Origin of the sequence: Pseudomonas sp. Irchel 3F6 (assembly GCF_900187595.1) — a bacterium.
Classification (GTDB): domain Bacteria; phylum Pseudomonadota; class Gammaproteobacteria; order Pseudomonadales; family Pseudomonadaceae; genus Aquipseudomonas; species Aquipseudomonas siliginis.
The window spans coordinates 288,152-311,344 of the sequence record NZ_FYDP01000005.1 but is presented as its reverse complement, the minus strand read 5'-3'; the positions used below and the strand labels follow the sequence as shown (position 1 = coordinate 311,344).

Sequence of the window (23,193 nt, the reverse complement as noted above, 5' to 3'; positions counted from 1 at the left end):
ACGGTGAGCACCATGACGGTGCCAAACAAACATAGAGAATGTGGAGACCACCCCCCATGCAAACCGACACAACTCGCGAGAACCCGCAGGGCACCTTGCCGCAGGCCGCCGATTCGACTTCGGATCTGGCAGCCACCGCGCCTGGCCAGCTGCGCGTGATCAAGCGTAATGGCACTGTCGTTCCTTACACCGATGACAAGATCACCGTCGCTATCACCAAAGCGTTCCTCGCAGTTGAGGGCGGCACCGCTGCCGCCTCGTCGCGAATCCACGACACCGTTGCGCGCCTGACCGAGCAGGTCACCGCGACCTTCAAGCGTCGCATGCCATCGGGCGGCACCATCCACATCGAAGAAATCCAGGACCAGGTCGAACTGGCCCTGATGCGCGCCGGCGAGCAGAAAGTCGCCCGTGACTACGTGATCTACCGTGACGGCCGTTCGAAAGAGCGCGCAGCTCACGCTCCTGCCGAAGCAGCAGTCAACGCGCACCCGTCGATCCGCATCACCCGCGCCGACGGCAGCCTCGCGCCGCTGGACATGGGCCGCCTGAACACCATCGTTACCGAAGCCTGCGAAGGTCTGGAAGAAGTCGACGGCGACCTGATCCAGCGCGAAACCCTGAAGAACCTGTACGACGGCGTGGCCCTGACCGACGTCAACACCGCACTGGTGATGACCGCCCGTACCCTGGTCGAGCGCGAGCCGAACTACTCGTTCGTCACCGCCCGCCTGCTGATGGACACCCTGCGTGCCGAAGGCCTGAACTTCCTCGAAGTCGCCGAAAGCGCCACCCATCACGAAATGGCCGACCTGTACGCCAAGGCCCTGCCGGCGTACATCGCCAAAGGTATCGAGTTCGAACTGCTGAACCCTGTGCTGGCCACCTTCGACCTGGAAAAACTGGGCAAGGCGATCAACCACGAGCGCGATCAGCAATTCACCTACCTGGGCCTGCAGACCCTGTACGACCGCTACTTCATCCACAAGGATGGCGTGCGTTTCGAACTGCCGCAGATCTTCTTCATGCGCGTGGCCATGGGCCTTGCGATCGAAGAGAAGCAGAAAGAAGACCGTGCGATCGAGTTCTACAACCTGCTGTCCTCGTTCGACTACATGGCTTCGACCCCGACCCTGTTCAACGCCGGTACCCTGCGTCCACAGCTGTCGAGCTGCTACCTGACCACCGTGCCGGATGACCTGTCGGGCATCTATCACGCGATCCACGACAACGCCATGCTGTCGAAATTTGCTGGCGGCCTGGGCAACGACTGGACGCCGGTGCGTGCGCTGGGTTCGTACATCAAGGGCACCAACGGCAAGTCGCAAGGCGTTGTGCCGTTCCTCAAAGTGGTGAACGACACCGCTGTGGCCGTGAACCAGGGTGGCAAGCGCAAAGGCGCTGTGTGTGCCTACCTGGAAACCTGGCACATGGACATCGAAGAGTTCATCGAGCTGCGCAAGAACACCGGTGACGATCGTCGTCGTACCCACGACATGAACACCGCCAACTGGATCCCTGACCTGTTCATGAAGCGTGTCTTCGATGACGGCAAGTGGACCCTGTTCTCGCCATCCGAAGTACCGGACCTGCACGACCTGACCGGTAAAGCCTTCGAAGAGCGCTACGAGTACTACGAAGCGCTGACCGAGTACCCGGGCAAGGTCAAGCTGTTCAAGACCATCCAGGCCAAAGACCTGTGGCGCAAGATGCTCTCCATGCTCTTCGAAACAGGCCACCCATGGCTGACTTTCAAGGACCCGTGCAACCTGCGCAGCCCGCAGCAGCACGTCGGCGTGGTCCACAGCTCGAACCTGTGCACCGAGATCACCTTGAACACCAACAAGGACGAAATCGCCGTTTGCAACCTGGGCTCGATCAACCTGCCGAACCACATCGTCGACGGCAAGCTCGATACCGCCAAGCTGCAACGCACCGTGAACACCGCCGTGCGCATGCTCGATAACGTGATCGACATCAACTACTACTCGGTGCCGCAAGCGAAGAACTCCAACTTCCGCCACCGTCCGGTCGGTCTGGGCATCATGGGCTTCCAGGACGCTCTGTACCTGCAGCACATCGCCTACGGCTCCGACGCTGCCGTCGAGTTCGCCGACAAGTCGATGGAAGCGGTCAGCTACTACGCGATCCAGGCTTCCTGCGACCTGGCCGACGAGCGCGGCGCCTACGAGACGTTCAACGGTTCGCTGTGGTCCAAGGGCATCCTGCCGCTGGATTCGCAACAGATCCTGATCGAACAGCGCGGCGAGAAGTACATCGATGTCGACCTGAAGGAAACCCTTGACTGGGCACCGGTTCGCGCCCGTGTACAGAAAGGCATCCGTAACTCGAACATCATGGCCATCGCACCGACCGCGACCATCGCCAACATCACTGGCGTTTCGCAGTCGATCGAACCGACCTACCAGAACCTGTACGTGAAATCGAACCTGTCGGGCGAATTCACCGTGATCAACCCGTACCTGGTTCGCGACCTGAAGGCTCGCGGTCTGTGGGACTCGGTGATGATCAACGACCTGAAGTACTACGACGGTTCGGTGCAGCAGATCGAGCGCATTCCGCAAGAACTCAAAGAGCTCTATGCGACCGCGTTCGAAGTGGACACCAAGTGGATCGTTGACGCCGCCAGCCGTCGTCAGAAGTGGATCGACCAGGCCCAGTCGCTGAACCTGTACATCGCCGGCGCATCGGGCAAGAAGCTCGACGTGACCTACCGCATGGCTTGGTACCGCGGTCTGAAAACCACTTACTACCTCCGTGCCCTGGCCGCGACCAGCACCGAGAAGTCGACCATCAACACCGGTAAGCTGAACGCTGTTTCCAGCGGCGGCAACCACGGCGACGATTCGGTCCTGGCCGCTCCGGCAGGTCCGGCGCCAGTGCCAAAGGCCTGCGCGATCGACGAGCCGGATTGCGAAGCTTGCCAATAAGCTGAGCTGAGATCAGGCGTTGCGAGACGCCTGGGATCTCGAGACAAAAGAAAACCCCCGACAGACTTCAGGTTTGTTGGGGGTTTTGTTTTTTGGCGGCCTTGGCGGCCTCTGGGCCGACCAGGCTCTTGGGGTTTTGGGTGAATATCCGTTTTCTCGGTGCTGCGGCTGGCGGTTTCGCTCTTACAGCGAGTCACCTTTTTCAGACGCCAAAAAGGTAACCCAAAAGGCTTTGCCCCGGCGTACGGCCCGCTCGCTGGAGCTCGGGGTACCTTCGTTACGGGACCGTTCCGGGCGCAGCGGCTCCGGTTGGCTTCGCTGCACCTACACTCGCTGTGTACGACTGCGTCGTACGGTCGCTGCGCTCCCACCCCCGGATCGATCCCGTAACGAAGCCTGCCGAAGGGGCAAAAGATCAAAAGCCGGATCAAAAGCCAGAGCAAAAGCAAAAGCAAAAGCAAAAGCCAGATCAAAAGATCGCAGCCTTCGGCAGCTCCTACAGTTGGATTGGGTACCACTTCAAGAACAGGTCGGCTGACATGCCGCCTTCGCGAGCAAGCTCGCTCCCACAAAAAGGCAAAAGCAGCGCAGCTGCCCGCGGCGAAGCCGCCCCACTCAACAATGAGCGCAAGCTCGAGTGCTCTTGATCTTGATCCACCGGCGACGTCGGAAGGCTGAGCGGAGGGATTGATCCGGGCGTGGGAGCGCAGCGACCGTCTGGCGCAGCCAGACACAGCGGAAGGAGGTGCAGCGAAGCAAACCGGAGCCGCTGCGACCGGATCGATCCCGCAGCGAAGGAACCCGAGCCTGCGAGGGCCGAACGCAGGAGCTAGCGTTTTTTGCTTACTTTTTTAGGCGCTTGTAAAAAAGTAAGTCGCCGTCAGGCGAAACCGCCAGCAGCCGCTACCGAAGCAACGGATATTCACCCAAAACCCAACAGCCTGGTCGGCCCAAAGGCCGCCACGACCAAAAAAAAAGCCCCTCAAAACCGAGGGGCCCAAAAAACCAGTCAGAAACCCGAATCAGGTCATCTGAATAATGGTCTGCATAATCGTGCTCTGAGTCGAAATAGTCTTGGCGTTCGCCTGATAGTTGCTCTGACCCTTGATCAGATCAACCAGCTCATTGGTCAGGTTAACGTTCGACTCTTCCAGCGAGTTGGACACCACCTCACCCAACGTACCGGTCTTCGGCGCGTCATAGCCCGGAATACCCGAAGCGAAAGTCTCTTTCCAGCTGGTGCCACCGACAGCCTGCAAGCCCTGTTCGTTGGTGAAGCTGGCCAGTGCAACCTGACCAATCGCCTTGCTCTGGTTGTTGCTGAAGTTGGCAAACAGCGTACCGGTGCCGTCGATGGTCAGGTTGGTGATCTGGCCAGTGGCGTAACCATCCTGAGTCGGGATCGTACGCGAGGTATCAGCGTTGTACTGAGTGGTGTTGGCCATCGAGATGGTCACGCCATTCGGGTTCGCTGCCGCGCCGTTAGGCGTAAACACGCCATTGGTCACAGTGCCCGGCACCCAGCCGGTCATCTTCAGATCGCTGCTGATGATCGGGTTGGCCGGATCCGCCGGGTTAGGCGTGCTCACCTGAACCAGCTTGCCGGAGCTGTCGAACGACAATGTCGAAGCAACCGGCGCAGTGGTCACAGGGTTGCTGCCGGTAGCGTCCGGGTTACGGCCATCGACCAGGGTGTAAACCTTCCAGGTGTTCCCGCCAGTCTTGACCATGTACTGGTCCATGACGTGGGCGTTGCCCTGGGTGTCATAGATCGGTGTGCTGAAGGACTTGGTGTAAGTCTCAGGCTTCGACGGATCAAACTTGACGGCGCTGGCGCCGGTATCAACGATCACTGGCGAAGACGAATTGAGGTTGATGCTCGAGGTCACCGCAGAAGACGACTTCGGCGCCAGGTTCGAAGTGTCGATCTTCAGATCGGTCAACACGCCGTTGATGATCTTGCCGTTGGCATCCACACCGTAACCCTGCAGACGCGAGGTGTAGTCGGTGTTGGTGATGTAACCGGCGTTGTCGACCTTGAACGTACCGGCACGGGTGTACGAGATCGAGCCGTTGTTGCTCATGGTGAAGAAACCGGAACCGTTGATGCCCATGTCCAGCACGTTGCCAGTGTTGTTGATGTCACCCTGGGTGAACTGCTGGGAAACGTTGGCCAGGCGCACGCCGTTGCCGATCACTTTGCTGCCGCTGCCCAGACGAGTCGACGAATAGACGTCTTCGAATTCTGCGCGCGAGGATTTGAAACCGGCGGTGGCGACGTTGGCGATGTTGTTGCCGGTGACGTCGAGTTGTTTGTTGGCGGCATAGAGACCGCTAAGGCCGATGTTAAAAGACATGTTCCACTCCTTCGTGCCGGGTTAGTCGGCTCTATATACCAATGGTTTGTACTTTGGACAGGGCAACGGTGCCCTTGCCGGCCAGGTTGAGCATCAGCTCGCCACCGGTCTGGCTGATCGTCACGCTGTTGACGGTCGCTGGCAGGTAAGTCGCCAGGTCGGTCGCGGTGCCGTTGATCGGTGCGTTGGCCTTGAACGTGTAAGTGCCGACCGGAACCACGGTGCCGGCGGTGTCCTTGCCGTCCCAAGTGAAGCTGGCATCGCCGGCAGCGCGGCTGCCCAGGTCGATGGTGCGCACGGTTTTGCCGTCCTTGTCGGTGATCGTCACGGTGCCGCCGGCAATCGACGAAGGCACGGTGACCGAACCGGTCAGGCCTTTGCTCGGGTCATCGAGCTGGGCGGTGTTGGTCTGCACGATCACGTTGCGACCGACCAGCGACGACGCTTGCAACGCCTGCGACGAGTTGTAGTTGCCGGCAAGGCCACTGACAGTGGAGTTCAGCGTGGTGATGCCTTCAAGGCTGCTGAACTGCGCCAACTGCGCGACGAAGGCGCTGTTGTCCTGCGGATCGAGCGGGTTCTGGTTTTTCAGCTGGGTGACCAGCAATTGCAGGAAAGCATCCTTGCCCAGCGCCTGGCCGCCGGTGGCACTGTTGGTCGCCGAAGCGATGCCGCCCGACGTCGTGCTGCTGGCCTTCTTCGACGAGTTGGCCAGGATGTCGTTCATGCTCAGGCTGCTGGTGGTATCCGTAACGCTCATGGCAGTCGCCCCTTATTACTGACCGAGGGTCAGTACCTTCTGCATCATGGTTTTGGCGGTGTTCATCATTTCCGCGTTGGTCTGGAACGAGCGGCTCGCGGAAATCATGTCAGCCATTTCTTCCACCACGTTGACGTTCGGGTAGTAGACGTAGCCCTTGGCGTCGGCGGCCGGATGGTTCGGCTCGTAGCGCGCTTCGAGGTTGCTCTGGTCTTCGACGACGCCGAGCACCTGCACGCCCTGCCCGGCCGCGTCCTGGTTCTGGAACAGCGAATTGCTGCCGCCGGCCTGGCCGCCCTGGAACATGGTGGCGAACACCGGATGACGGGCGCGGTAGGTCTGGTCGATGCTCGACGAAACGGTTTCGGCGTTGGCGATGTTCGAAGCCACGGTGTTCAGACGCGTGGTCTGCGCGCTCATGCCGCTGCCGGCAATGTTGAAAACGCTGGACAGGGACATGGATTATTCTCCGCGCAGGGCTGACACCAGCCCTTTGAATTTGCTGTTGAGCAAGGTGAAGCTGGCCTGGAAGCCGACAGCGTTTTCCGCGTAGTTCGACTGTTCCAGTTGAGCGTCGACGGTGTTCTGGTCGATCGAAGGCTGCATCGGCGTGCGATACATCAGCGACTCGTCGCCGTTGCCCAGCCCTTCAGCCTCGATGTGCCGGCTGTTGGTCATGTTCAGGGCAAAGTGGCCGCCGGTCTTGGTCTTCTCGGTCTGTGCTTCGAGCACTTTGGAGAAATCCAGATCCCGCGCTTTGTAGTTCGGGGTGTCGGCGTTGGCGATGTTGTTGGCCAGCACTTCGGCACGCTGGGCGCGGAAGCCCAATGCCTTTTCGTGAATGCCCAGCGCTTTGTCGAAGCTGATGCTCATGTCGGGAACCTTCAGGTGACCGGTTTTTCGTATCTGAGCTTTAGCAAGCGCCGTGCCAAATGATCAAAGCCCCGTATTCCGGGGCTTTGCGCCTGACAGGCAAAGCGGCAATGCCAGAAAAGCGGCAACCGGTTACCGCCGGATGCCGCTTTTCTGCCGCTTGCCGTCGTTGCCAGGTCAGCGCAGATCCCTGTGGGAGCGAGCCTGCTCGCGAAGGCGGCGTGTCAGGCGCCAACTGTCTTATGGACAGACCGCTTTCGCGAGCAGGCTCGCTCCCACAGGGGTTTCGTGGAAAATAATTCGGGCATAAAAAAAGGAGGCCTTTGCGGGCCTCCCGTTTTTGTATCAGCGCAAACCGCTTATTTCGCCTTGTAGATAATCCCCGGGCTGCACTGAACCATCTGGTAATGATCCGGCAATCCGTTCAGCGCTTCCGAAGCGCCAAGGAACAGATACCCGCCCGGCTTCAACGTGCTGTGAATGCGCAACAGGATGTCCTTCTTCACTTCGGCAGAGAAGTAGATCAGCACGTTGCGGCAGAACACGATGTCGAACTTGCCCAGCGCCGCGTAGCTGTCGAGCAGGTTGAACGAGCGGAATTCCACCCGGCTCTTGATCGGCGCCTTGACCACCCAGCGCCCCGGCCCTTTCGGGTCGAAGTAGCGTTGCAGGCGTTCCGGCGACAGACCGCGACCGATCGCCAGGCTGTCGTACTCGCCGGTCTTGCAGTTGTTGAGCATCAGGCCCGACAGATCGGTGGCAACGATCTGCACACCCATCTTCAACTGACCCAGGTTGCTGCGCTCGAACTCGTCGATCGACATCGACAGCGAGTACGGTTCCTGTCCCGACGAGCAGGCCGCCGACCAGATCCGCAGACGCTGGTTGGGGCTGGCCTTGATCGCTTCCGGCAGTACCTTGTTCTTCAAGACTTCAAACGGATAGGTGTCGCGAAACCACAGGGTTTCGTTGGTCGTCATGGCATCGACCACCTGCTCGCGCAAACCGCTGCGCGGCTGGGTCTGGATGCGCTGTACCAGCTCACCCAGGGACTTGATGCCTTGCTGCTCCATCAGTTTGTTGAGACGGCTCGAGACCAGATACTGCTTGTTTTCACCGAGCAGAATGCCACAGGCTTTTTCCAGGAAGACCCGGAACTGTTCGAAATCCAAATTACCCGTAGACAATGATGCCGCCTCTTAAATCGTGTTGACCGCCAGGGGCAGAAGGCCCCTAGCTGATATCTGCTGCTTTGATCCGGTCGACTACCCGGGATGCGAGGTCATCAGGACGGAATTTGGCCAGAAAGTCATCAGCACCGACTTTCTTCACCATCGCCTGATTGAATACCCCCGACAACGAAGTATGCAGGATGATATGGAGCTTTTGCATGCGTGCGTCGCCGCGGATTTCCGCCGTCAGGGTGTACCCGTCCATCTCCGGCATCTCGATGTCGGAAATCATCATCAGGAACTCTTCTTCCGGCTTCTTGCCCTCGTCGACCAGCTTGCGCAGGTAATCCAGCGCCTGCTTGCCGTCGTTCAGCGCCACCACTTCGACACCGATGGTCTGCAGACAACGCGTGACCTGCTTGCGCGCCACCGACGAGTCATCGACCGTCAGCACCCGCAGCGACAACGCCTTGGTCTGCGTCTCGACATCGACCACGCCCACCGAAATCGCTTCCGGCGTCGGCGCCACTTCGGCCAGCACCTTCTCGACATCGATGATTTCGACCAACTGGTTGTCGACCCGCGTCACAGCGGTCAGGTAGTGATCGCGACCGGTACCCTTGGGTGGCGGATGGATCTCTTCCCAGTTCATGTTGACGATGCGCTCCACCGAGCGGACCAGGAAACCCTGGGTCTTGGTGTTGTACTCCGTGATGATCACGAACGGACTGTTCTTGTCTTTCAACGCACCGGAGCCCGTTGCCATTGCCAGATCCAGGATCGGAATGGTCGCTCCCCGTATATTCGCTACCCCGCACACGACAGGACTGGATTTGGGCATCAACGTCAGGGACGGGCATTGCAACACTTCCCGTACCTTGAACACGTTGATCCCATAGAGCTGCGGCCCGTCGAGACGGAACAACAGCAGCTCGAGGCGATTCTGCCCTACCAGTTGCGTGCGCTGGTTCACCGAATCCATTACACCAGCCATGCCCAGACTCCTACACCAACGCCAAGTGTTGTTGCGACGCACATTCATTGCTAAACGGCACGGCGCTTGCTTTTTAACTCGTATGAACGCTCAAACGACATTTTCCCGACGCCTGACATCTTCCCTTCGCAAAGGGCTTTGCGCGGTGTCCGCCGTTTGCTGCTTGCTTGCTGGCAGTCCTGCCCATGCAGATGCGGTTACCTTGCCTGATATGCTTATCGGCGTGACTCAGGGCTTTCTTGAATTCACCGTAGAAGACTATTTGGCTTCCAGTCAAACCGAAGGCCGCTACGAAATCGAAGTCAACCAGCTCGACCCGCGCATGCGCATGCCCATGTGCGACAAGGAATTGACAGCCACGCTGGAGAGCCCGGCACGCCCGCTGGGCCGCGTCACGGTGAAGGTTCGCTGCGAAGGCAGCTCGCCCTGGACGGTGTTCGTACCCGCTCAAGTCCGCCTGTTTCGCGAGATCGTGACGACCACTCGTCCGCTGAAACGCGCCGGCATTATCGAGCCGCAGGACGTGACCTTTCGCGAGCGCGACGTCAGCACGATCAACCAGGGTTTCCTGACCTCCGTCGACGAAGCGATCGGGCAGAAACTTACCCGACCAACGGTCGCCGATCAGGTCATAACTCTGGTGCATCTGGAACAGGCCGAAGTGGTCCGTAAGGGTGACCAGGTGGTGATCACTGCGCGCAGCGGCACCCTTGCCGTACGCATGCCGGGGGAAGCGCTCTCCAATGGCGGCATGAAAGAACAGATTCGAGTAAAAAACCTTAATTCTCAAAGAGTTATCAAGGCGCAGGTGATTGCGCCGGGACAGGTCGAAGTGGCCATGTAAAAGCCTCGTGGAGAAAACTGGCGCCGATCCCGTCGCTTCCCTAAACTGTGCCGCAGCAGGTCTCGCAACGGCGCATGCAAGCTTATGGTTGATTGGGCCTAAAGTTTTTCAGGGGATAGCCGAAAACATGGCAAGCGTCCAAATTCCCAGAGGTTTTTTATCATGGTTATCGATTTCAACCGATTGAACAGTTCCTCGTCACTAACCGGCAGCACACGTACCAGCAACGCCAAGGAAAGCGCTGAAAACAGCCCCTCCGCGCCGCTGAATACCCAGGCCGAACAGGCCAATGTCGCCAAAAGCGGGGAGTCGGTACACCTCAGCAATGAGGCTCAACAGTTGCAGAAGGTCACTGACAAGCTGCGCGATCAGCCTGCTGTCGACAAAGCCCGTGTGGCCGAGTTGAAAGCCGCGATTGCCGATGGCAGCTATAAAGTCGACAGCAACCGTGTAGCCAGCAAACTGCTCAACTTCGAAGCCCAGCGCTAGGCTTTTGCCGGCGCCAGGCTTTTGGACGCTTAAACCCCAAGGCCAGCCATGCACGACACTAACTTATTGCAACTGATCAACGACGACTTTGCTCCAGCGCAACAATTGCTGGAGTTATTGCAAACCGAATCCCTCGCTTTGCATGGTCGCGACATGCCGTTGCTGGAAGAAATTCTGGCGACCAAGCAAGCGTTGATCATTCTGCTCGAGCAGCATGGCCGCAAGCGCAGCGAAATCCTCGCCAGCCTCAACCTGCCGACCGATCGCACAGGTCTTGAGCAACTGGCCAGTCACTCGAGCATTGGCGAACAGTTGCTGACCCAGGGCGACGCCCTGACCGCGCTGATCGCCCAGTGCCAGGCTGCCAACGTCAAGAATGGCCAGTCGATCCAGATCCAGCAGGCGACCACGGCCAATCAGCTGAAGATCCTCACCGGCGGTGAGCCGCCAGCGTTGTACGACGCCAGCGGCACCTTTGCCAAACCGGTCAAGCCGCGAACGCTCAGCCAGGCATGAGCCATTCGCTGACCCTGCACTATCCACCTGCGCAACATGCTGGCAAAATACTGGCCAGTCGTCTTATTTTGTCTGGAGATTGAAGAACCGTGTCCAACACCCTAAGCGCGGATGATGCTCCGCAGCCTCCGAAGGTGCTCACCACGCCACTGGAAATCTCCAGCAACCTGCGCCAGCTGCAAGACAGCCACGATCCGCTGATCATCACCTTCCATGAACGCAGCCAGCGCTTTCAGAGTTACCTGATCAAGGTCGACCGCGAAACCGCGACGATCGCCCTGGACGAAATGATCCCGCGCGATGGCGAGCGCTTCCTGCAAGCGGGCGAGCCGTTCAAGGTCGAAGGCTTTCATGACGGCGTGCGCATCGCCTGGGAATGCAACGGCACACTGAACATCGAAGAATCCGACGGCGACCGTTTCTACACCGGCGACCTGCCGAGCGAAGTGGTCTACCACCAGCGCCGCAACGCCTTCCGCGCTGCGTTGAAACTCACCGACCTGGTCAGCGTTGAACTGGGCGGCGAAAAGCTCAAGGTTCCTCTGCACGGCAAGCTGCTGGACATCTCCGCCACCGGCTGCAAATTCCGCTTCGAAGGCGACATCACTGACCGCCTGCAACTGGGCCAGGTCTACGACCGCCTGATCGCCCCGCCGCTGTTCGGCAATCAGCCAACATCGGTCGAGCTGCGCTACCTGCACTTCGAAGAAAAACTCAACATCACCTTCGCCGGTCTGCGCTTCCACAACATCAGTGGCCAGGCTGCGCGCAACGTCGAGCGTTTCGTTTACCAGTTGCAGCGTGAAGCACGGCGTTTCGACAAAGACGATCTCTGAGTCGCAGCGACCAATAAAAAGGGCAGTCCTGTGCGGGACTGCCCTTTTTTATGCGCCGGTGTTTATCTTCGGCTCAGGGCCTGCCACCACTGATATCCGGCGCAGGCTTGTCGTCATTGCCGCTGTCCAGTTCGGTTTCAACGACTGCTTCCGGCTGCGCTTCGGGCTCAGGCTCAGGCTCAGGAGTGACCGGCGCCGGGTCCTGGACCATCTGCTCCTGCACCACCTGCTCATCGACACGCGGGTCAAGCGCCGCCACCAGCGGCGAGCTCGACATGCTGTCCGGCATTGCCACGTGATGCAGCGGTGCGTCGTCGACCTGGTGCAGGTTGGTCACTGCTTTCGGACGAATCCGCCAGACCAGCACCAACGCGAAGAAACTGAAGAACGCATACAGGCTCTGACTGCCGAGAAACTTCATCAGCACACCCGCCAGCAGCGGCCCGATGCTCGCACCAACACCATAAGTCACCAGCAGCATGGCGGTCAGCGACACGCGGCGATCGCCTTCGACGTGGTCGTTGGAAAACGCCACCGCCAGCGGATACAGGCAGAATTGCACCAGCGAACAGAAGAAGCCGACGACGAACAACACCTCCAGCGGCACCTGCGGCATGATCGCCAACGGCAACGCCGCCACCGCCAGAAACCCGGCAAAGCAGCGGATCAGCAGCGCGCGGTCATAACGGTCGGACAACCAGCCCAACGGCCACTGCACCAGCAAGCCGGCAAAAATACAGCTACCCATGAACAGACCGACCTGCTCGGTCGTCAGCCCCTGTTGCGAGGCATACAGCGGCGCCAGACCGTAGAACGAACCAATGATCAGACCGGCGCCGAGCACCGTGCTCAGCGATTGCGGCACCCGTTTGATGAAAAAGCGCGGCTCCATCGGCGCCGGATGCAGGGGCGCCGGGTGAATCCGTCGAGTCAGCGTCACGGGCACCAGGCACAGGGCAAAGCACAGCGCCACCAGCATCAGCAGTTCCAGCCCGAGGCCGGGATGCATGACCAGAATCAGCTGGCCCAGCACCAGGCCCAGATAAGAGGCGATCATGTAACCGCTGAACACCAGGCCACGCTGATTGGCATCGGCCTGCTCGTTGAGCCAGCTCTCGATGACCATGTACTGACACATCATGCCCAGACCGACGATCGTCCGCAGCACCAGCCACGCCGGCAGCCAGTCCACCAGACCATGACCGAGCACCGCCGCGCCGACGATCCCCGCACACGCCGAGTAGGCACGGATATGCCCGACCCGGGCGATCAGGCGATGGCCGATCTTGCCGCCCAGCACCAGACCGAAATAGTTGGCCGCCATCAGCGCACCGACCCACAGCCCGTCGACATTGTCGGCGGCCAGACGCAAAGCCAGATAAGTAGAAAGAAGGCCTGAGCCGATCAACATCATCAGCGAGGCGAAATACAGCGCTCGAAAGGATTTCCAGATTTGGCGCATCGGCGTTCCGAGCGGCTCCTTGCAGTAAATACCGGGCGGTCAGAACGACAGCCCGGCAGCAGCGATACGTCAGGCCTGGGCGGCCAGCACACGGCGCTCCCAGGGAGTGATTTCATCAAAGAAGCTGGTCAACTCCATGGTCTTCGAAGCGATGTAGCCTTCGATGAACTCCGACCCGAACAGTTCCCTCGCCAACTGGCTACGTTTCAGACGCTCAAGCGCGGCGTGCAAGGTACACGGCAAGGCCAGATTATCCGGCACGGCGAACTCCCCCTGGATTGCCGCGCTCGGCTCCAGCTCCTGTTCGATGCCGTGCAAACCCGCGGCCAGACTGGCGGCGATCGCCAGATACGGATTGGCGTCGGCGCCCGGCAAGCGGTTTTCGACCCGACGTGCGGCCGGCGAGCTGGCGGGAATACGCAAGCCGGCGGCGCGATTGTCATGGGACCAACAGGCATTGTTCGGCGACGCGTACGGATGACACAGGCGCTGATAGGAATTCACGTTGGGCGCAAACAGTGCGGTGAAATCGGCGAGGCCTGCCTGTTGCCCGCCGATGAAGTGGCGGAACATCGACGTCGGCTCGCCGTTCGAGTCAGTGAAGACATTCTTGCCGCTGCCGATCTCAACGACGCTCTGGTGAATATGCATCGAGCTGCCCGGCGTATGCGCCAGCGGTTTGGCCATGCACACCACGCTCAGGCCATGCTTGAGCGCAACCTCCTTGAGCAGGTGCTTGAACAGGAACGTCTGATCGGCCAGCAGCAGCGGGTCGCCGTGCAGCAGATTAATCTCGAACTGGCTGACGCCCATTTCATGCATGAAGGTGTCGCGCGGCAGGCCGAGGGCCGCCATGCATTTATACACTTCGCTGAAGAACGGCCGCAGACCGTTGTTGGAACTGACGCTGAACGCCGACTGGCCATCCTCGCGGCGGCCGTCGAGGCCGACCGGCGGACGGAACGGCTGAGTCGGATCGGTGTTCGGTGCGAAGACAAAAAATTCCAGTTCGGTCGCCACCACCGGCGCCAGACCGTGCGCGGCGTAACGGGCGATGACCGCTTTGAGCTGGCCACGGGTCGAGAGACTTGAGCTCCCCCCGCTCAGTTCGTCGGCGTCGCAAATCGCCATGGCACGCGGCTCGTCGCTCCAGGGCAAACGGTGAATCTGCGCAGGATCGGCGACCAGCGCCAGATCGCCGTCATCGCTGCCATAGAACCGCGCCGGCGGATAGCCGCCCATGATGCATTGCAGCAGCACACCCCGCGCCAACTGCAAACGCCGCCCTTCGAGGAAACCCTCGGCGGTCATCACCTTGCCCCGTGGCACACCGTTCAGATCCGGGGTGACACATTCAATCTCATCAATGCCGGTCAATCGCTGCGCGAGTGAACCCTGGCCATCGGTTGTCATGACGCAATCCTTGTTGTTGTGCGAGCCGCGAACGGCGACCCGGACAAAATAGGCTGCGGCTGTTCGGAATATCAAGCAGCGCCCACAAAAATCCCGATCTTGCGCAGGAGCCGTAGGAGCTGAGGAGTGCAACGAGGCTGCGATCTTTTGATCTTGCTTTTTAAAATCAAAAGATCGCAGCCTTCGGCAGCTCCTACACCAGACCTCAGGGCAAGTAGAGGCTGAACACCCCACCGCCCAACGGCCCGCCATTGCTGATTTCGGTGCGCCCTTCCACGCCGTTGCGCTGATGCAGCGCCGCGATGCGATTGGCGAAATACAGACCGAGGCCGGTGCTGCCGCTGCTGTGATTGATGCCCTGCACATAATCGGCCTGACGCTCGAGCATCTCTGCCGGATAGCCGTCGCCATCGTCGTTGATGCTCAACACCAGTTGCCCGGCTTCGTCGCTGACAGTAATCAGCAACGACTCGCGGGCGTAGCGAATCGCATTGTTGATGCAGTTGCCGAGCACCGAGGCGATCAGCTCGCGATCGAAGAAACCCAGCGGGCTCAACGGGTCGACTTCATAAGTGGCGATGATGCCGCGACTGGCAAACACTTCCTGATGCGCGGCCAGTTGCGCCTCGATGAAATCGTCGAGTTCGTGATACGCCGGCTGCAGCGGCAACTGATTCACGCCAAGTTTGTACAGCCCCAGCAACTGCACGAGCATGCCGTTGAGGTGGGCGAACTCGAAGTCGATCACGCCCTGCTCCGAGCCGTCGCGCAGCTCTTTCGGCAGACGCGCCAGCCATTGGCTGTGCGCCTGCATCAGCATGGCCAGAGAGTTCTTCATGTCGTGAACGGTGGAGGCAATCACCGTGGAAAAATCCAGCGCCGGATCTATTGGGTTCATTCGCCAAACGCCTTGCTTTTCAGCTTCTGATAACGCGCAAACCGCGCGTCGGTGTCGGGCATCAGGCCCACCAGTTTCAGGCAGGCCCGACATTCTTCCAGCTCCGCCGACGGCACACTGGTGTCGGTGCCGTGCAGCAGCGACTGGGCCAGGTTCAGCGCGATACTGATGTTTTTCGGTTGCAGCTTGAGCGCCTTGCGGAACACTTCGCGGGCCTCGACCAGATTGCCGGTCTTGTACACGCGCACGCCCTGACGGTTGAGATCGGCCGCAGCGTTGCTCGAACTGAGAATCGTCGGATCGTCGGTGAGCTTGGCAATGTCTTTCATCACCGCCGGGTCATCACCGTAGATCTCCGCGCAGCTCTTGAGCATCGAAGTGCCCGCCTCGGCCTGACCGAGCATCTGCAACTGCTTGGCCACCAGCAACGCCGCCTCGGGACTCATGAATTGCTCCATGCCATCGAGGCGCATCAGCGCCTGTTCGGTGAGCTTGTCGGCGGTTTCGGCGTCGTTGAGCAACAGGCTGGTGGCTTTCATCAAACGCGCGCGAATCTGCAGACCGGGGTCGCTCGGGTTTTCTTTGGCCACAGCGCTGAGGGTGGTGTTGATCTCCAGTCGCGTACGCGTGTCGAGCCCGCGATCGCTACCCTTGCTGATCAGCGCGTGCGCCAGGCCGAGATTGCTTTCCGGGTCCTTGAAACGCGACTGCGCGCCCTGCGCCACGGCCTGACGATAAGCCCGCGAGGCGGTTTCGAAATCTTCGTTGGCCATCGCCAGTTTGCCCAGCAGAGCCTGACGGCGCACCGCCAGCGGCGACAGACGGATCGCTTCTTCCAGCACTCGCTGCGCGCCTTTGCTGTCGCCTTCGGCCACCAGCACATCAGCCATGCCGTCATACAGCGCCGGCATCATCGGAAAGACTTTCAAGGCCTTTTCATAGACCTCTTTGGCCTGCGTTACCTGCCCGCGTTTGAACAGCAACTTGCCCAATCCGGCGAAGGCCCACGGCAACGGACGGTCGGCAATGATGCCGTCGTAGAGTCGCTCCAGCGCTTCGTTCTGATTCATGTCGCGCAGCGCATCGGCGCGGTAACGCAGGCACAGCGGCGAATAGCGGATGTCCTGCTTGCACAGGGCGATACAGGCATTGAGCACCTCGACCGGCTTACCGCGATCAAGGGCCTGCAGAATCGGTTTGAGCAAAGTCTTGCGTTGTTCCAGACGCTCAAGGCGCTGGGCCAGCCCGGAACGGTTGAACGGCTTGGTCAGGTACGCATCCGGCTCGTGCTCCAGCGCACTGAGCACCATCGCCTGACTGGTCTCAGCGGTGACCATGACGAAAACGGCTTCGTGGCTGATGAGCTTTTCCGACATCAGGTCTTCGAGCACCTGCTGGCCGTTCTTCTTGCCATCGCCGAGGTGGAAGTCCTGAAGAATGAAATCGTAGGACTTCTGCGAACACATCTTCAGCGCCTGCTCGCCAGTGTCGGCAGTATCGACATCCTTGACGCCGAGCTCACGCAACATCGAACGCACGGAACTGCGGAAATCGGAAAAATCATCGACGATCAGAAAGCTTTTTTGGTGATACGACGACATCGAAGATTTCCAGGCAATTGAAGAAAACGAACCGAGGCGATTTCAGGCGCGCAGATGATAGCTGGAGGCCATGCGCCATCAAGCGATTTCGCGCGAGCCTGAACTCACCGTTCGGGTTATCGGCCAAAAGTGCCGGGGCCTGAGGGTGGAGCTTCAAGAATGTTGCCTGGAGTATTACTCTGCGCGCCTGCTCAAGGATTTGCATAAGGACTGAATCGTGTACATCAAGGGACACTACATCCTGTCAGCGTGTTTGCTTGTCTTTATCCAGCAAGCGACAGCGGCGGCGATGGATTGCAAAAAAGCGGCGAACGACGTGGAAAACATGATTTGCGCGAATAAATCGCTGTATGAGCTAGACGCGCAGATGGGCACGCTGTATCGCCAACTGATGACAACTGCCACAGCGACGCAACCTGAGCTCAAGCGCACCCAGCGCGCCTGGCTAAAAACCCGCAATGCCTGCGCAGTCGATGTCGCTTGCCTGGATGGCAGCTACCGCCAGCGCCTGCAGGCATTGCAGGCACAGTGGACGCAAGCCGCAATGTGGCAGCCGGACGCCGTGGATGTTCAGGCGATGAACGATCTGCAGGAAAGCATTCGTGCCGAGAGCAAAAACCACCCGGAATTTGCCCTGGAACATGCCTTGGCCGCACGGGCTTTCGAGTCTTCGCAGACATCTTTCGCGGGCGATCCAGTCGACAGCTACGGCGAGCAAACCAACTTCCCCAAGTCGCGTCCCAAAGGCGTGAGCGAGGACGAATGGAAAGCATTGAACGCCTCAAGCATCGACGGCGCCGCCGAGACCGGACGGTCTTCCTACGCACTGCTGGATCTGGACCATGATGGCCAGCGCGACCTTATCGTCGACACATACGCAGGCGGCACCGGCTTGTTCACCTACGTGGAAACCTGGCGCCGCAAGGGCGAGCGGTTCGTCAAGAGATCGGTCGAGCCGGAAAGCTCGCTGTTCTACACCAACGACCGTGGCGCCAATCAGGCAATCAGCTGGATCAAGCTTCACGACAGAATCTATGCCGCCTACCGAAACGGCGCCTACGGTGTCGACAACCTGTATCTGCTCAATCCGCTGAAGGTCAACCGTCAGGTGCCGACGGTGTCCGTGCGTTACAGTTACGCCCTGCAGGTGCCCACGACTCAACATAAAGAGGATGGCACCAGCACCTACGAGCTTGACGCGGAACTGCACGGGGCACTCGAACACGCCATCACCCAGGCAATGAAAGTCGCATCGGAATCAACCGCTAACGCGCCCCTTTGCCCTATTCCTCCCACGGGTGCCGGAGACGACGATTACTACAGCTACGGTCCAGGGCACTACACCATCGAAAAGATCGCTGATTTGCCGGTAATGATCGGCGGCGAATGCTACATCGGAGCGCTGATTGACTGGTTCGGCAGTTACAGCGAAAAGACGGGGTTATTCGCTCAACTGGCCGTGCGCAAGCCGGGCGTCGAGGCGAGCGGGACTACTTACGAAGTCCACGGCCGTCGGCATGTCACCGACGTCAGCAGCACTCTCGGCAAAGTCGAACTGAACGGCGACTGATCGTCAGTCAGCACCGGCGCAAATGCCCCGATGCAACGGCAGAGGTGGGACCCCGGAGTTTGTAACAGTGCAAAACGCCTGTTCGTCGACCAAACCAAAAAGCCCCGTCGCAATGGATAAATGCGACGGGGCTTTTCGTTTTCAAGAAGTGGTGTCCCAGGCGGGGTTCGAACCATTATCTGGGGTACCTACGCCCCCCGCAGCACTCCCTAAAGCTTTAACTTACTGATTTATTGATGAATTCACCATAAAACATAGCCCGCAGTCAATAGGAGTTCAGACTCCTATTGACTGGCCTGCTTGGCCGCGCCCGGTAGCTTTCGCGACTACAAAGCCCACCCATCGGTTAGGGCTTAAATCGGGCTCTACGATCACTTCGTTTTCCACCGCCTCACATGGCGGCTTCAAAGCATACGAATCATCTGAGCGTCGTGGAGCCGGGGATATCGTTGTCAATCTGCGTGGGCATCAGGCACGCCGGCCCAACGAACATGACCGTTCGTCGCGAATTTTTGTTAGCCAATAGCAATCCCTTATTTGCCGCAAATACCACCCAGCCTTACTGCGACATATATATAGTCAAATTAGGCCAATCCAAGGAAGCAAAAAACGCTTAGGAAACATCACATTACGACACGCAAAAAATATATGATAAATATAAAAATAAAAAATCTAATTAAATCAGCCGCTTAAGAAAAACCAATACTGAGAAATTGACAATATATAAAAGCAAGACAATCAAAGAGAATGAAATCAAATTTAATTATATAGATAAAAAAACCCACTTGACAGCATCAAACCCTCTTATCTAAGGTAATAAGAGAAACTAAACATAGTTTATGAGACATCGCCCCCCCAAAAAAAGATTGGCGACCGTATGCTCGTGGGAGATGGAAATGCTGATCAACTTCTTTTACACGAAATCAATCTATCTTGGAAAACAGCACCATATTCTCCGCAGTGCTGATCAAGATAAATTCGGAAAAGAGTTTACTCCTCTTACCATTCACCTCCGAGACTTGATTGACTCAGGCAGCCCACAGCTTTCCATAAATAAGTCCGGACATTGCATAAGCAATTTTGTCGACTATTTTCATATCGCATCCAAATACATCGACCCAACAAAATCCGCTATTAATACTGCCTATCGCGAGTACCACTCTTACCTGACTGCCGGAAAAGAGAGCAGTTCCGAAACAGTTCGAAAGATCTGCGAGACAAAACCTTCACCACAAGTTGAAATCTCAACATCAAGCAACTACCACGCGCAGATCACCCCATTTTTGACAAACCTCAAAAACATCCAGGCTACGTATGAAGAGCTTATCGATAACGGACTCTCTGTCGAACAGCCTGAAACTTCACTACTCATTAGTAACTTGATGAAGATTGAACCAACAAGTATCAAAATCAGCAATTATGAAAAATCTTCAATGACCCGACACATCACGCCTATGACCGCTGGAACATGCGAAGGCAAACGAAGAACCAGCTATACAAGCCATATTCCTTTTAAAGAAACCTTCGGAAAGCCTATCGAAGAAGATAAGTTCTTCCCCTTAGACCGGATAACAGATCTGCTTGGTAATGCGAGCAGTTACCGGAATGCCTGTCTATACGCGTTAATAGCGGCTACTAACGCTCGAGATTCAGAGGCAGACCAGATCCTCTGGCAAGATATCAATTTTTCAACAAGAGAAGTATTCCTGAGAAACCCAAACACCAGAAGTAACCGAAACGAGGCCTATCGCGGGATAAGCGAGATCGAGAGAAACCGACTTGAGTGGAAAGGCCGAGGCACGGAGCTCACAGTATTACTTGAGCCATATGGCTCGCTGTTCTTCAAATATCTGGAAGATTATCTCCGCCATGAGTACAACCCGAGTTGCGGCCACAACTTTGTATTTCATGACAAGTATGGCAAGCCGCTCTTTCTCTGCGACTACTCCACCGTCATCCTTCATCAGTTCAAACAGGCTGCCACCAAAACACTTCTAGATCAACCGCACATCGCGGGAAAACTTGGACTACATAGCCTTCGACACAGCAATATCTACTTCTTCAAAAATTACCTTGAGCACAGCAAAGGACAAGGTTTGAGCGATAGCGAGTTGCTGTTACTTACAGGCCATAGCGACATTCGCAGCCTTCAAAAGTACGCCAAAGTAGACCGAGAAATGTTGCTCGAAAAAATCAGCTTCGCAAATCACATGCGGAAACACGGCAGCATTAAATCAAGCATAGAGTTTCAAATTAAATACTTAGAAGAACGATTGGAAATTTTCAAAAAAGAACTAGAAAAACAAAACAAAAAGGATACATACGAATGATAAATCTCAGCAAGAAATTAATTTTTCTAATGAATGACAAAAAACTTTATAACCATGTGGTCGCAGCATTAGAGTTGATACTGAAGATATTTGCCGACAACAACAAGAACTTTAAAACCGCCATGCACAAGTTTGTCAGCATATTTCTTAAAAGAGACGAAAATGACACCACCAAATTCTTGAGCGATTGCCTTGAGTACGTAGCCTATAACAAGGCCACAAATCACCACACATACTATAGAATCGAAAAAACATATTTTTCATCACTAACAAAAACAGACAAAGGGCCAGCAAAAACAATAATACGCCTCGTACTCGTATTTCTTCACAAGCAGCAATCAATAGTTTTGCCCCACAACTTCACTCGCCCTCAAGGTTCAATCACACGGCTCCCCGAATCCCAAAAAATGTTTTATGCCGAAACCATTCATCCATTTCTAGACCTAGAAAACAATTCTAACCACAACCCAGGTGACGGGAAACGGATTTACACGGATACACAAAGACTTTGGCAGACGGGAATCAAATCAATTTTGATGTCATCCTTCTTCTCACCTGAGGATATAAACGACGCTGACGTCCAAGTTTTACGCTTCGCACAGCTCAAAGACAGCCGACAGAACATCCTCCCAATTCCTACAACCCAGATATTTGAAACACTGTGCATGCGATTCCCATCCCGGATACCGCAAGAAGTGAAGGACTGGGTAGAGCACTCTTTAACCGCAGGAAACTCTATTCGCGTCCAGCTTGGCACCTGCGAAGAATTCTTGGTAGATATACTTAATCGACATAACTCACCTATTGAAATCGTACGTGACGTTACCCAAACAGGGAAATACGGAGTCAGCAGTTTCTCCACGGACAACTTGCACAAATATCGGCTTGACTCACATATACACCAGGGATGGGAGATTTTTTCAACAGCCATGAGAGTCTGGCTCGCTGCACAACAAGCCTTTTTAGACCATAAAAAATTTGAAAAGCCGAAAAAAATCCGATCTGCATTCGGAAAGATCAACCTATATCTGTTTATCTATCTTCCACTCTGGATATTACAAAATCCACTTTCAAAATTTAAATACCCTGATACACCAGCAAAGTTTACTGCCAGCGTTCATTACGACTGCCAAGCCGACATCACTGAAGACAGACCCTTATCCCTCTGTGAGTTATTTCGTGCAATGGGGTATAAGGAAAGCTATGGGAGTCAAAAAGATTTTCGAAGCTTTTTCAGCTACTTGATCGAGTTTGGAAGTGATCTTGAAGGTTGCTTCGGAGTCAAACAAGCTGTCCGAAAACTCCCCAAAAGTAAGAAGTACATTAACGTTACTAAGAACGTTTTCACTGGCGAACAACTTCGTCAGTTCATTGCATACCACAATTCAATCAACGAAGCCTCTGGCTACTTTTCCGAACAACCCGATCAAATGAAATCAGTGGTCGACGAGGCCAGAATTAATAACAACTTTGTAGATACTAATGACCTAGGATTTGTTCCAGTCATGTATCATGATGGAAAATTCAGCCCCATACGACGACTGCATCCGGATACGTTCTTTTTCGTAGAACACGATTACCACTTCCACTACCATCCGGGTTCAATCCGTTTCAGCTTATTCATGCTAGAGTGCGGCGTAAGAGGGCAAACATTGCAATGGCTGGATGCTAATACATACGACCGAGTATCACACCGCCTGTCAAAAGACTCTTTGCAACTCACTAGCCTATGGCTAAACACCGACAAAATCCAAAAGATGCCGCTGATTATTTTGACGACAATGGGCAACCTTATGCTTCTTGACGATCAGCGCCGTTGGCGCCAATACATGATTGACGAGATCAACGTAAGCGGCTTCACCAAGAAAGTTTACTACGACCACGAGCCAAAATCTCACTAGGGTAAAATTCTTCCACTTTTTGTGGCTAACCCCGTTACCGGTGACCCCTTCACTGATGGACAGTACACCACGCTCTGGAACTCTCACTGCCTGAATTTTCAAATTTGGCTCAAGGATAATACACAAGAAACAAAGCCCATCATCGGCTACCTCCCCCTTAGAAAGAGCCCTCAGAACTCTTATTTCACCTGGGAAGAGTGGACAAACAAAATTAATCCTGCCGACG

18 protein-coding genes are annotated in these 23,193 nt (G+C 56.6%); 8 read left to right on the top strand and 10 right to left on the bottom strand.

Going from position 1 to position 23,193, the window contains the following annotated elements; all coding sequences use genetic code 11:
• Positions 1–56 precede the first annotated feature (56 nt).
• Positions 57–2,951: a ribonucleoside-diphosphate reductase subunit alpha gene (locus tag CKW30_RS18800; RefSeq protein WP_024013986.1), complete on the top strand. Its 2,895-nt coding sequence runs from the start codon at positions 57–59 to the stop codon at positions 2,949–2,951.
• A 1,022-nt stretch (positions 2,952–3,973) separates the two neighbouring features.
• Here CKW30_RS18800 and flgE read toward each other — a convergent pair.
• From flgE to CKW30_RS18770, 6 genes are all read right to left on the bottom strand, one after another.
• Complete coding sequence (gene flgE / locus CKW30_RS18795) at positions 3,974–5,308, bottom strand: flagellar hook protein FlgE (protein WP_041479563.1); 1,335 nt, start codon at positions 5,306–5,308, stop codon at positions 3,974–3,976.
• 31 nt (positions 5,309–5,339) lie between these two features.
• Positions 5,340–6,068 (bottom strand): flagellar hook assembly protein FlgD, encoded by a 729-nt coding sequence (gene flgD / locus CKW30_RS18790; protein ID WP_016773615.1) that lies wholly within the window; start codon positions 6,066–6,068, stop codon positions 5,340–5,342.
• A 15-nt stretch (positions 6,069–6,083) separates the two neighbouring features.
• Positions 6,084–6,527, bottom strand: a complete 444-nt coding sequence (gene flgC / locus CKW30_RS18785; RefSeq protein ID WP_016773614.1) for a flagellar basal body rod protein FlgC — start codon at positions 6,525–6,527, stop codon at positions 6,084–6,086.
• Between the two features lie 3 nt (positions 6,528–6,530).
• Positions 6,531–6,941, bottom strand: a complete 411-nt coding sequence (flgB, locus tag CKW30_RS18780) for a flagellar basal body rod protein FlgB (RefSeq protein WP_016773613.1) — start codon at positions 6,939–6,941, stop codon at positions 6,531–6,533.
• Positions 6,942–7,300: 359 nt separating this feature from the next.
• A complete protein-coding gene (cheR, locus tag CKW30_RS18775; RefSeq protein WP_016773612.1) occupies positions 7,301–8,128 on the bottom strand; it encodes a protein-glutamate O-methyltransferase CheR in 828 nt (275 codons plus the stop codon).
• A 46-nt stretch (positions 8,129–8,174) separates the two neighbouring features.
• Entirely contained in the window at positions 8,175–9,107 is a 933-nt protein-coding gene (locus CKW30_RS18770; RefSeq protein ID WP_016773611.1) for a chemotaxis protein CheV, read from the bottom strand.
• An 82-nt stretch (positions 9,108–9,189) separates the two neighbouring features.
• On the opposite strand from CKW30_RS18770, the gene flgA reads away from it, so the two are divergent.
• The 4 genes from flgA to CKW30_RS18750 all read left to right on the top strand — a co-directional run bounded on the left by flgA (position 9,190) and on the right by CKW30_RS18750 (position 11,792).
• Entirely contained in the window at positions 9,190–9,951 is a 762-nt protein-coding gene (gene flgA, locus CKW30_RS18765) for a flagellar basal body P-ring formation chaperone FlgA (RefSeq protein WP_095181573.1), read from the top strand.
• Between the two features lie 162 nt (positions 9,952–10,113).
• Positions 10,114–10,440: a flagellar biosynthesis anti-sigma factor FlgM gene (flgM, locus tag CKW30_RS18760; protein ID WP_016773609.1), complete on the top strand. Its 327-nt coding sequence runs from the start codon at positions 10,114–10,116 to the stop codon at positions 10,438–10,440.
• Between the two features lie 48 nt (positions 10,441–10,488).
• The gene (locus CKW30_RS18755; RefSeq protein ID WP_095181572.1) at positions 10,489–10,956 is read left to right on the top strand and encodes a flagella synthesis protein FlgN; all 468 of its coding nucleotides are present in this window, start codon (positions 10,489–10,491) and stop codon (positions 10,954–10,956) included.
• An 89-nt stretch (positions 10,957–11,045) separates the two neighbouring features.
• Complete coding sequence (locus tag CKW30_RS18750) at positions 11,046–11,792, top strand: flagellar brake protein (protein ID WP_041479276.1); 747 nt, start codon at positions 11,046–11,048, stop codon at positions 11,790–11,792.
• Positions 11,793–11,865: 73 nt separating this feature from the next.
• On the opposite strand, the gene CKW30_RS18745 is transcribed toward CKW30_RS18750, so the two are convergent.
• The 4 genes from CKW30_RS18745 to CKW30_RS18730 all read right to left on the bottom strand — a co-directional run bounded on the left by CKW30_RS18745 (position 11,866) and on the right by CKW30_RS18730 (position 17,166).
• The gene (locus CKW30_RS18745; protein WP_095181571.1) at positions 11,866–13,254 is read right to left on the bottom strand and encodes an MFS transporter; all 1,389 of its coding nucleotides are present in this window, start codon (positions 13,252–13,254) and stop codon (positions 11,866–11,868) included.
• A 69-nt stretch (positions 13,255–13,323) separates the two neighbouring features.
• Positions 13,324–14,565: a glutamine synthetase family protein gene (locus CKW30_RS18740; RefSeq protein ID WP_177434225.1), complete on the bottom strand. Its 1,242-nt coding sequence runs from the start codon at positions 14,563–14,565 to the stop codon at positions 13,324–13,326.
• 307 nt (positions 14,566–14,872) lie between these two features.
• Positions 14,873–15,565, bottom strand: coding sequence for a sensor histidine kinase KdpD (locus tag CKW30_RS18735; protein ID WP_016773604.1), 693 nt, complete (start codon positions 15,563–15,565; stop codon positions 14,873–14,875).
• Complete coding sequence (locus CKW30_RS18730; protein ID WP_042607193.1) at positions 15,562–17,166, bottom strand: tetratricopeptide repeat-containing response regulator; 1,605 nt, start codon at positions 17,164–17,166, stop codon at positions 15,562–15,564. Before CKW30_RS18730 ends, CKW30_RS18735 begins: the two co-directional genes overlap by 4 nt.
• Before the next feature lie 217 nt (positions 17,167–17,383).
• On the opposite strand from CKW30_RS18730, the gene CKW30_RS18725 reads away from it, so the two are divergent.
• The 3 genes from CKW30_RS18725 to CKW30_RS18715 all read left to right on the top strand — a co-directional run bounded on the left by CKW30_RS18725 (position 17,384) and on the right by CKW30_RS18715 (position 22,967).
• Entirely contained in the window at positions 17,384–18,736 is a 1,353-nt protein-coding gene (locus CKW30_RS18725; protein ID WP_095181569.1) for a lysozyme inhibitor LprI family protein, read from the top strand.
• Positions 18,737–19,632: 896 nt separating this feature from the next.
• On the top strand, positions 19,633–21,066 hold the full coding sequence (locus CKW30_RS18720; RefSeq protein ID WP_159894682.1) for a tyrosine-type recombinase/integrase: 1,434 nt from the start codon (positions 19,633–19,635) through the stop codon (positions 21,064–21,066).
• Positions 21,063–22,967, top strand: coding sequence for a hypothetical protein (locus CKW30_RS18715; RefSeq protein ID WP_095181567.1), 1,905 nt, complete (start codon positions 21,063–21,065; stop codon positions 22,965–22,967). The genes CKW30_RS18720 and CKW30_RS18715 overlap by 4 nt, the downstream gene beginning before the upstream one ends.
• Positions 22,968–23,193 lie beyond the last annotated feature (226 nt).

Excerpts from the sequence above, each read along its gene's own strand:
- CKW30_RS18715 (WP_095181567.1), top strand. The coding sequence starts at position 21,063 with ATGATAAATCTCAGCAAGAAATTAATTTTTCTAATGAATGACAAAAAA.
- CKW30_RS18755 (WP_095181572.1), top strand. The coding sequence starts at position 10,489 with ATGCACGACACTAACTTATTGCAACTGATCAACGACGACTTTGCTCCA.
- CKW30_RS18740 (WP_177434225.1), bottom strand. The coding sequence starts at position 14,565 with ATGACCGCCGAGGGTTTCCTCGAAGGGCGGCGTTTGCAGTTGGCGCGG.
- flgB (WP_016773613.1), bottom strand. The coding sequence starts at position 6,941 with ATGAGCATCAGCTTCGACAAAGCGCTGGGCATTCACGAAAAGGCATTG.
- CKW30_RS18730 (WP_042607193.1), bottom strand. The coding sequence starts at position 17,166 with ATGTCGTCGTATCACCAAAAAAGCTTTCTGATCGTCGATGATTTTTCC.
- CKW30_RS18720 (WP_159894682.1), top strand. The coding sequence starts at position 19,633 with ATGCTGATCAACTTCTTTTACACGAAATCAATCTATCTTGGAAAACAG.
- flgM (WP_016773609.1), top strand. The coding sequence starts at position 10,114 with ATGGTTATCGATTTCAACCGATTGAACAGTTCCTCGTCACTAACCGGC.
- CKW30_RS18745 (WP_095181571.1), bottom strand. The coding sequence starts at position 13,254 with ATGCGCCAAATCTGGAAATCCTTTCGAGCGCTGTATTTCGCCTCGCTG.
- flgD (WP_016773615.1), bottom strand. The coding sequence starts at position 6,068 with ATGAGCGTTACGGATACCACCAGCAGCCTGAGCATGAACGACATCCTG.
- flgA (WP_095181573.1), top strand. The coding sequence starts at position 9,190 with ATGAACGCTCAAACGACATTTTCCCGACGCCTGACATCTTCCCTTCGC.
- CKW30_RS18770 (WP_016773611.1), bottom strand. The coding sequence starts at position 9,107 with ATGGCTGGTGTAATGGATTCGGTGAACCAGCGCACGCAACTGGTAGGG.
- CKW30_RS18735 (WP_016773604.1), bottom strand. The coding sequence starts at position 15,565 with ATGAACCCAATAGATCCGGCGCTGGATTTTTCCACGGTGATTGCCTCC.
- flgC (WP_016773614.1), bottom strand. The coding sequence starts at position 6,527 with ATGTCCCTGTCCAGCGTTTTCAACATTGCCGGCAGCGGCATGAGCGCG.
- flgE (WP_041479563.1), bottom strand. The coding sequence starts at position 5,308 with ATGTCTTTTAACATCGGCCTTAGCGGTCTCTATGCCGCCAACAAACAA.
- CKW30_RS18800 (WP_024013986.1), top strand. The coding sequence starts at position 57 with ATGCAAACCGACACAACTCGCGAGAACCCGCAGGGCACCTTGCCGCAG.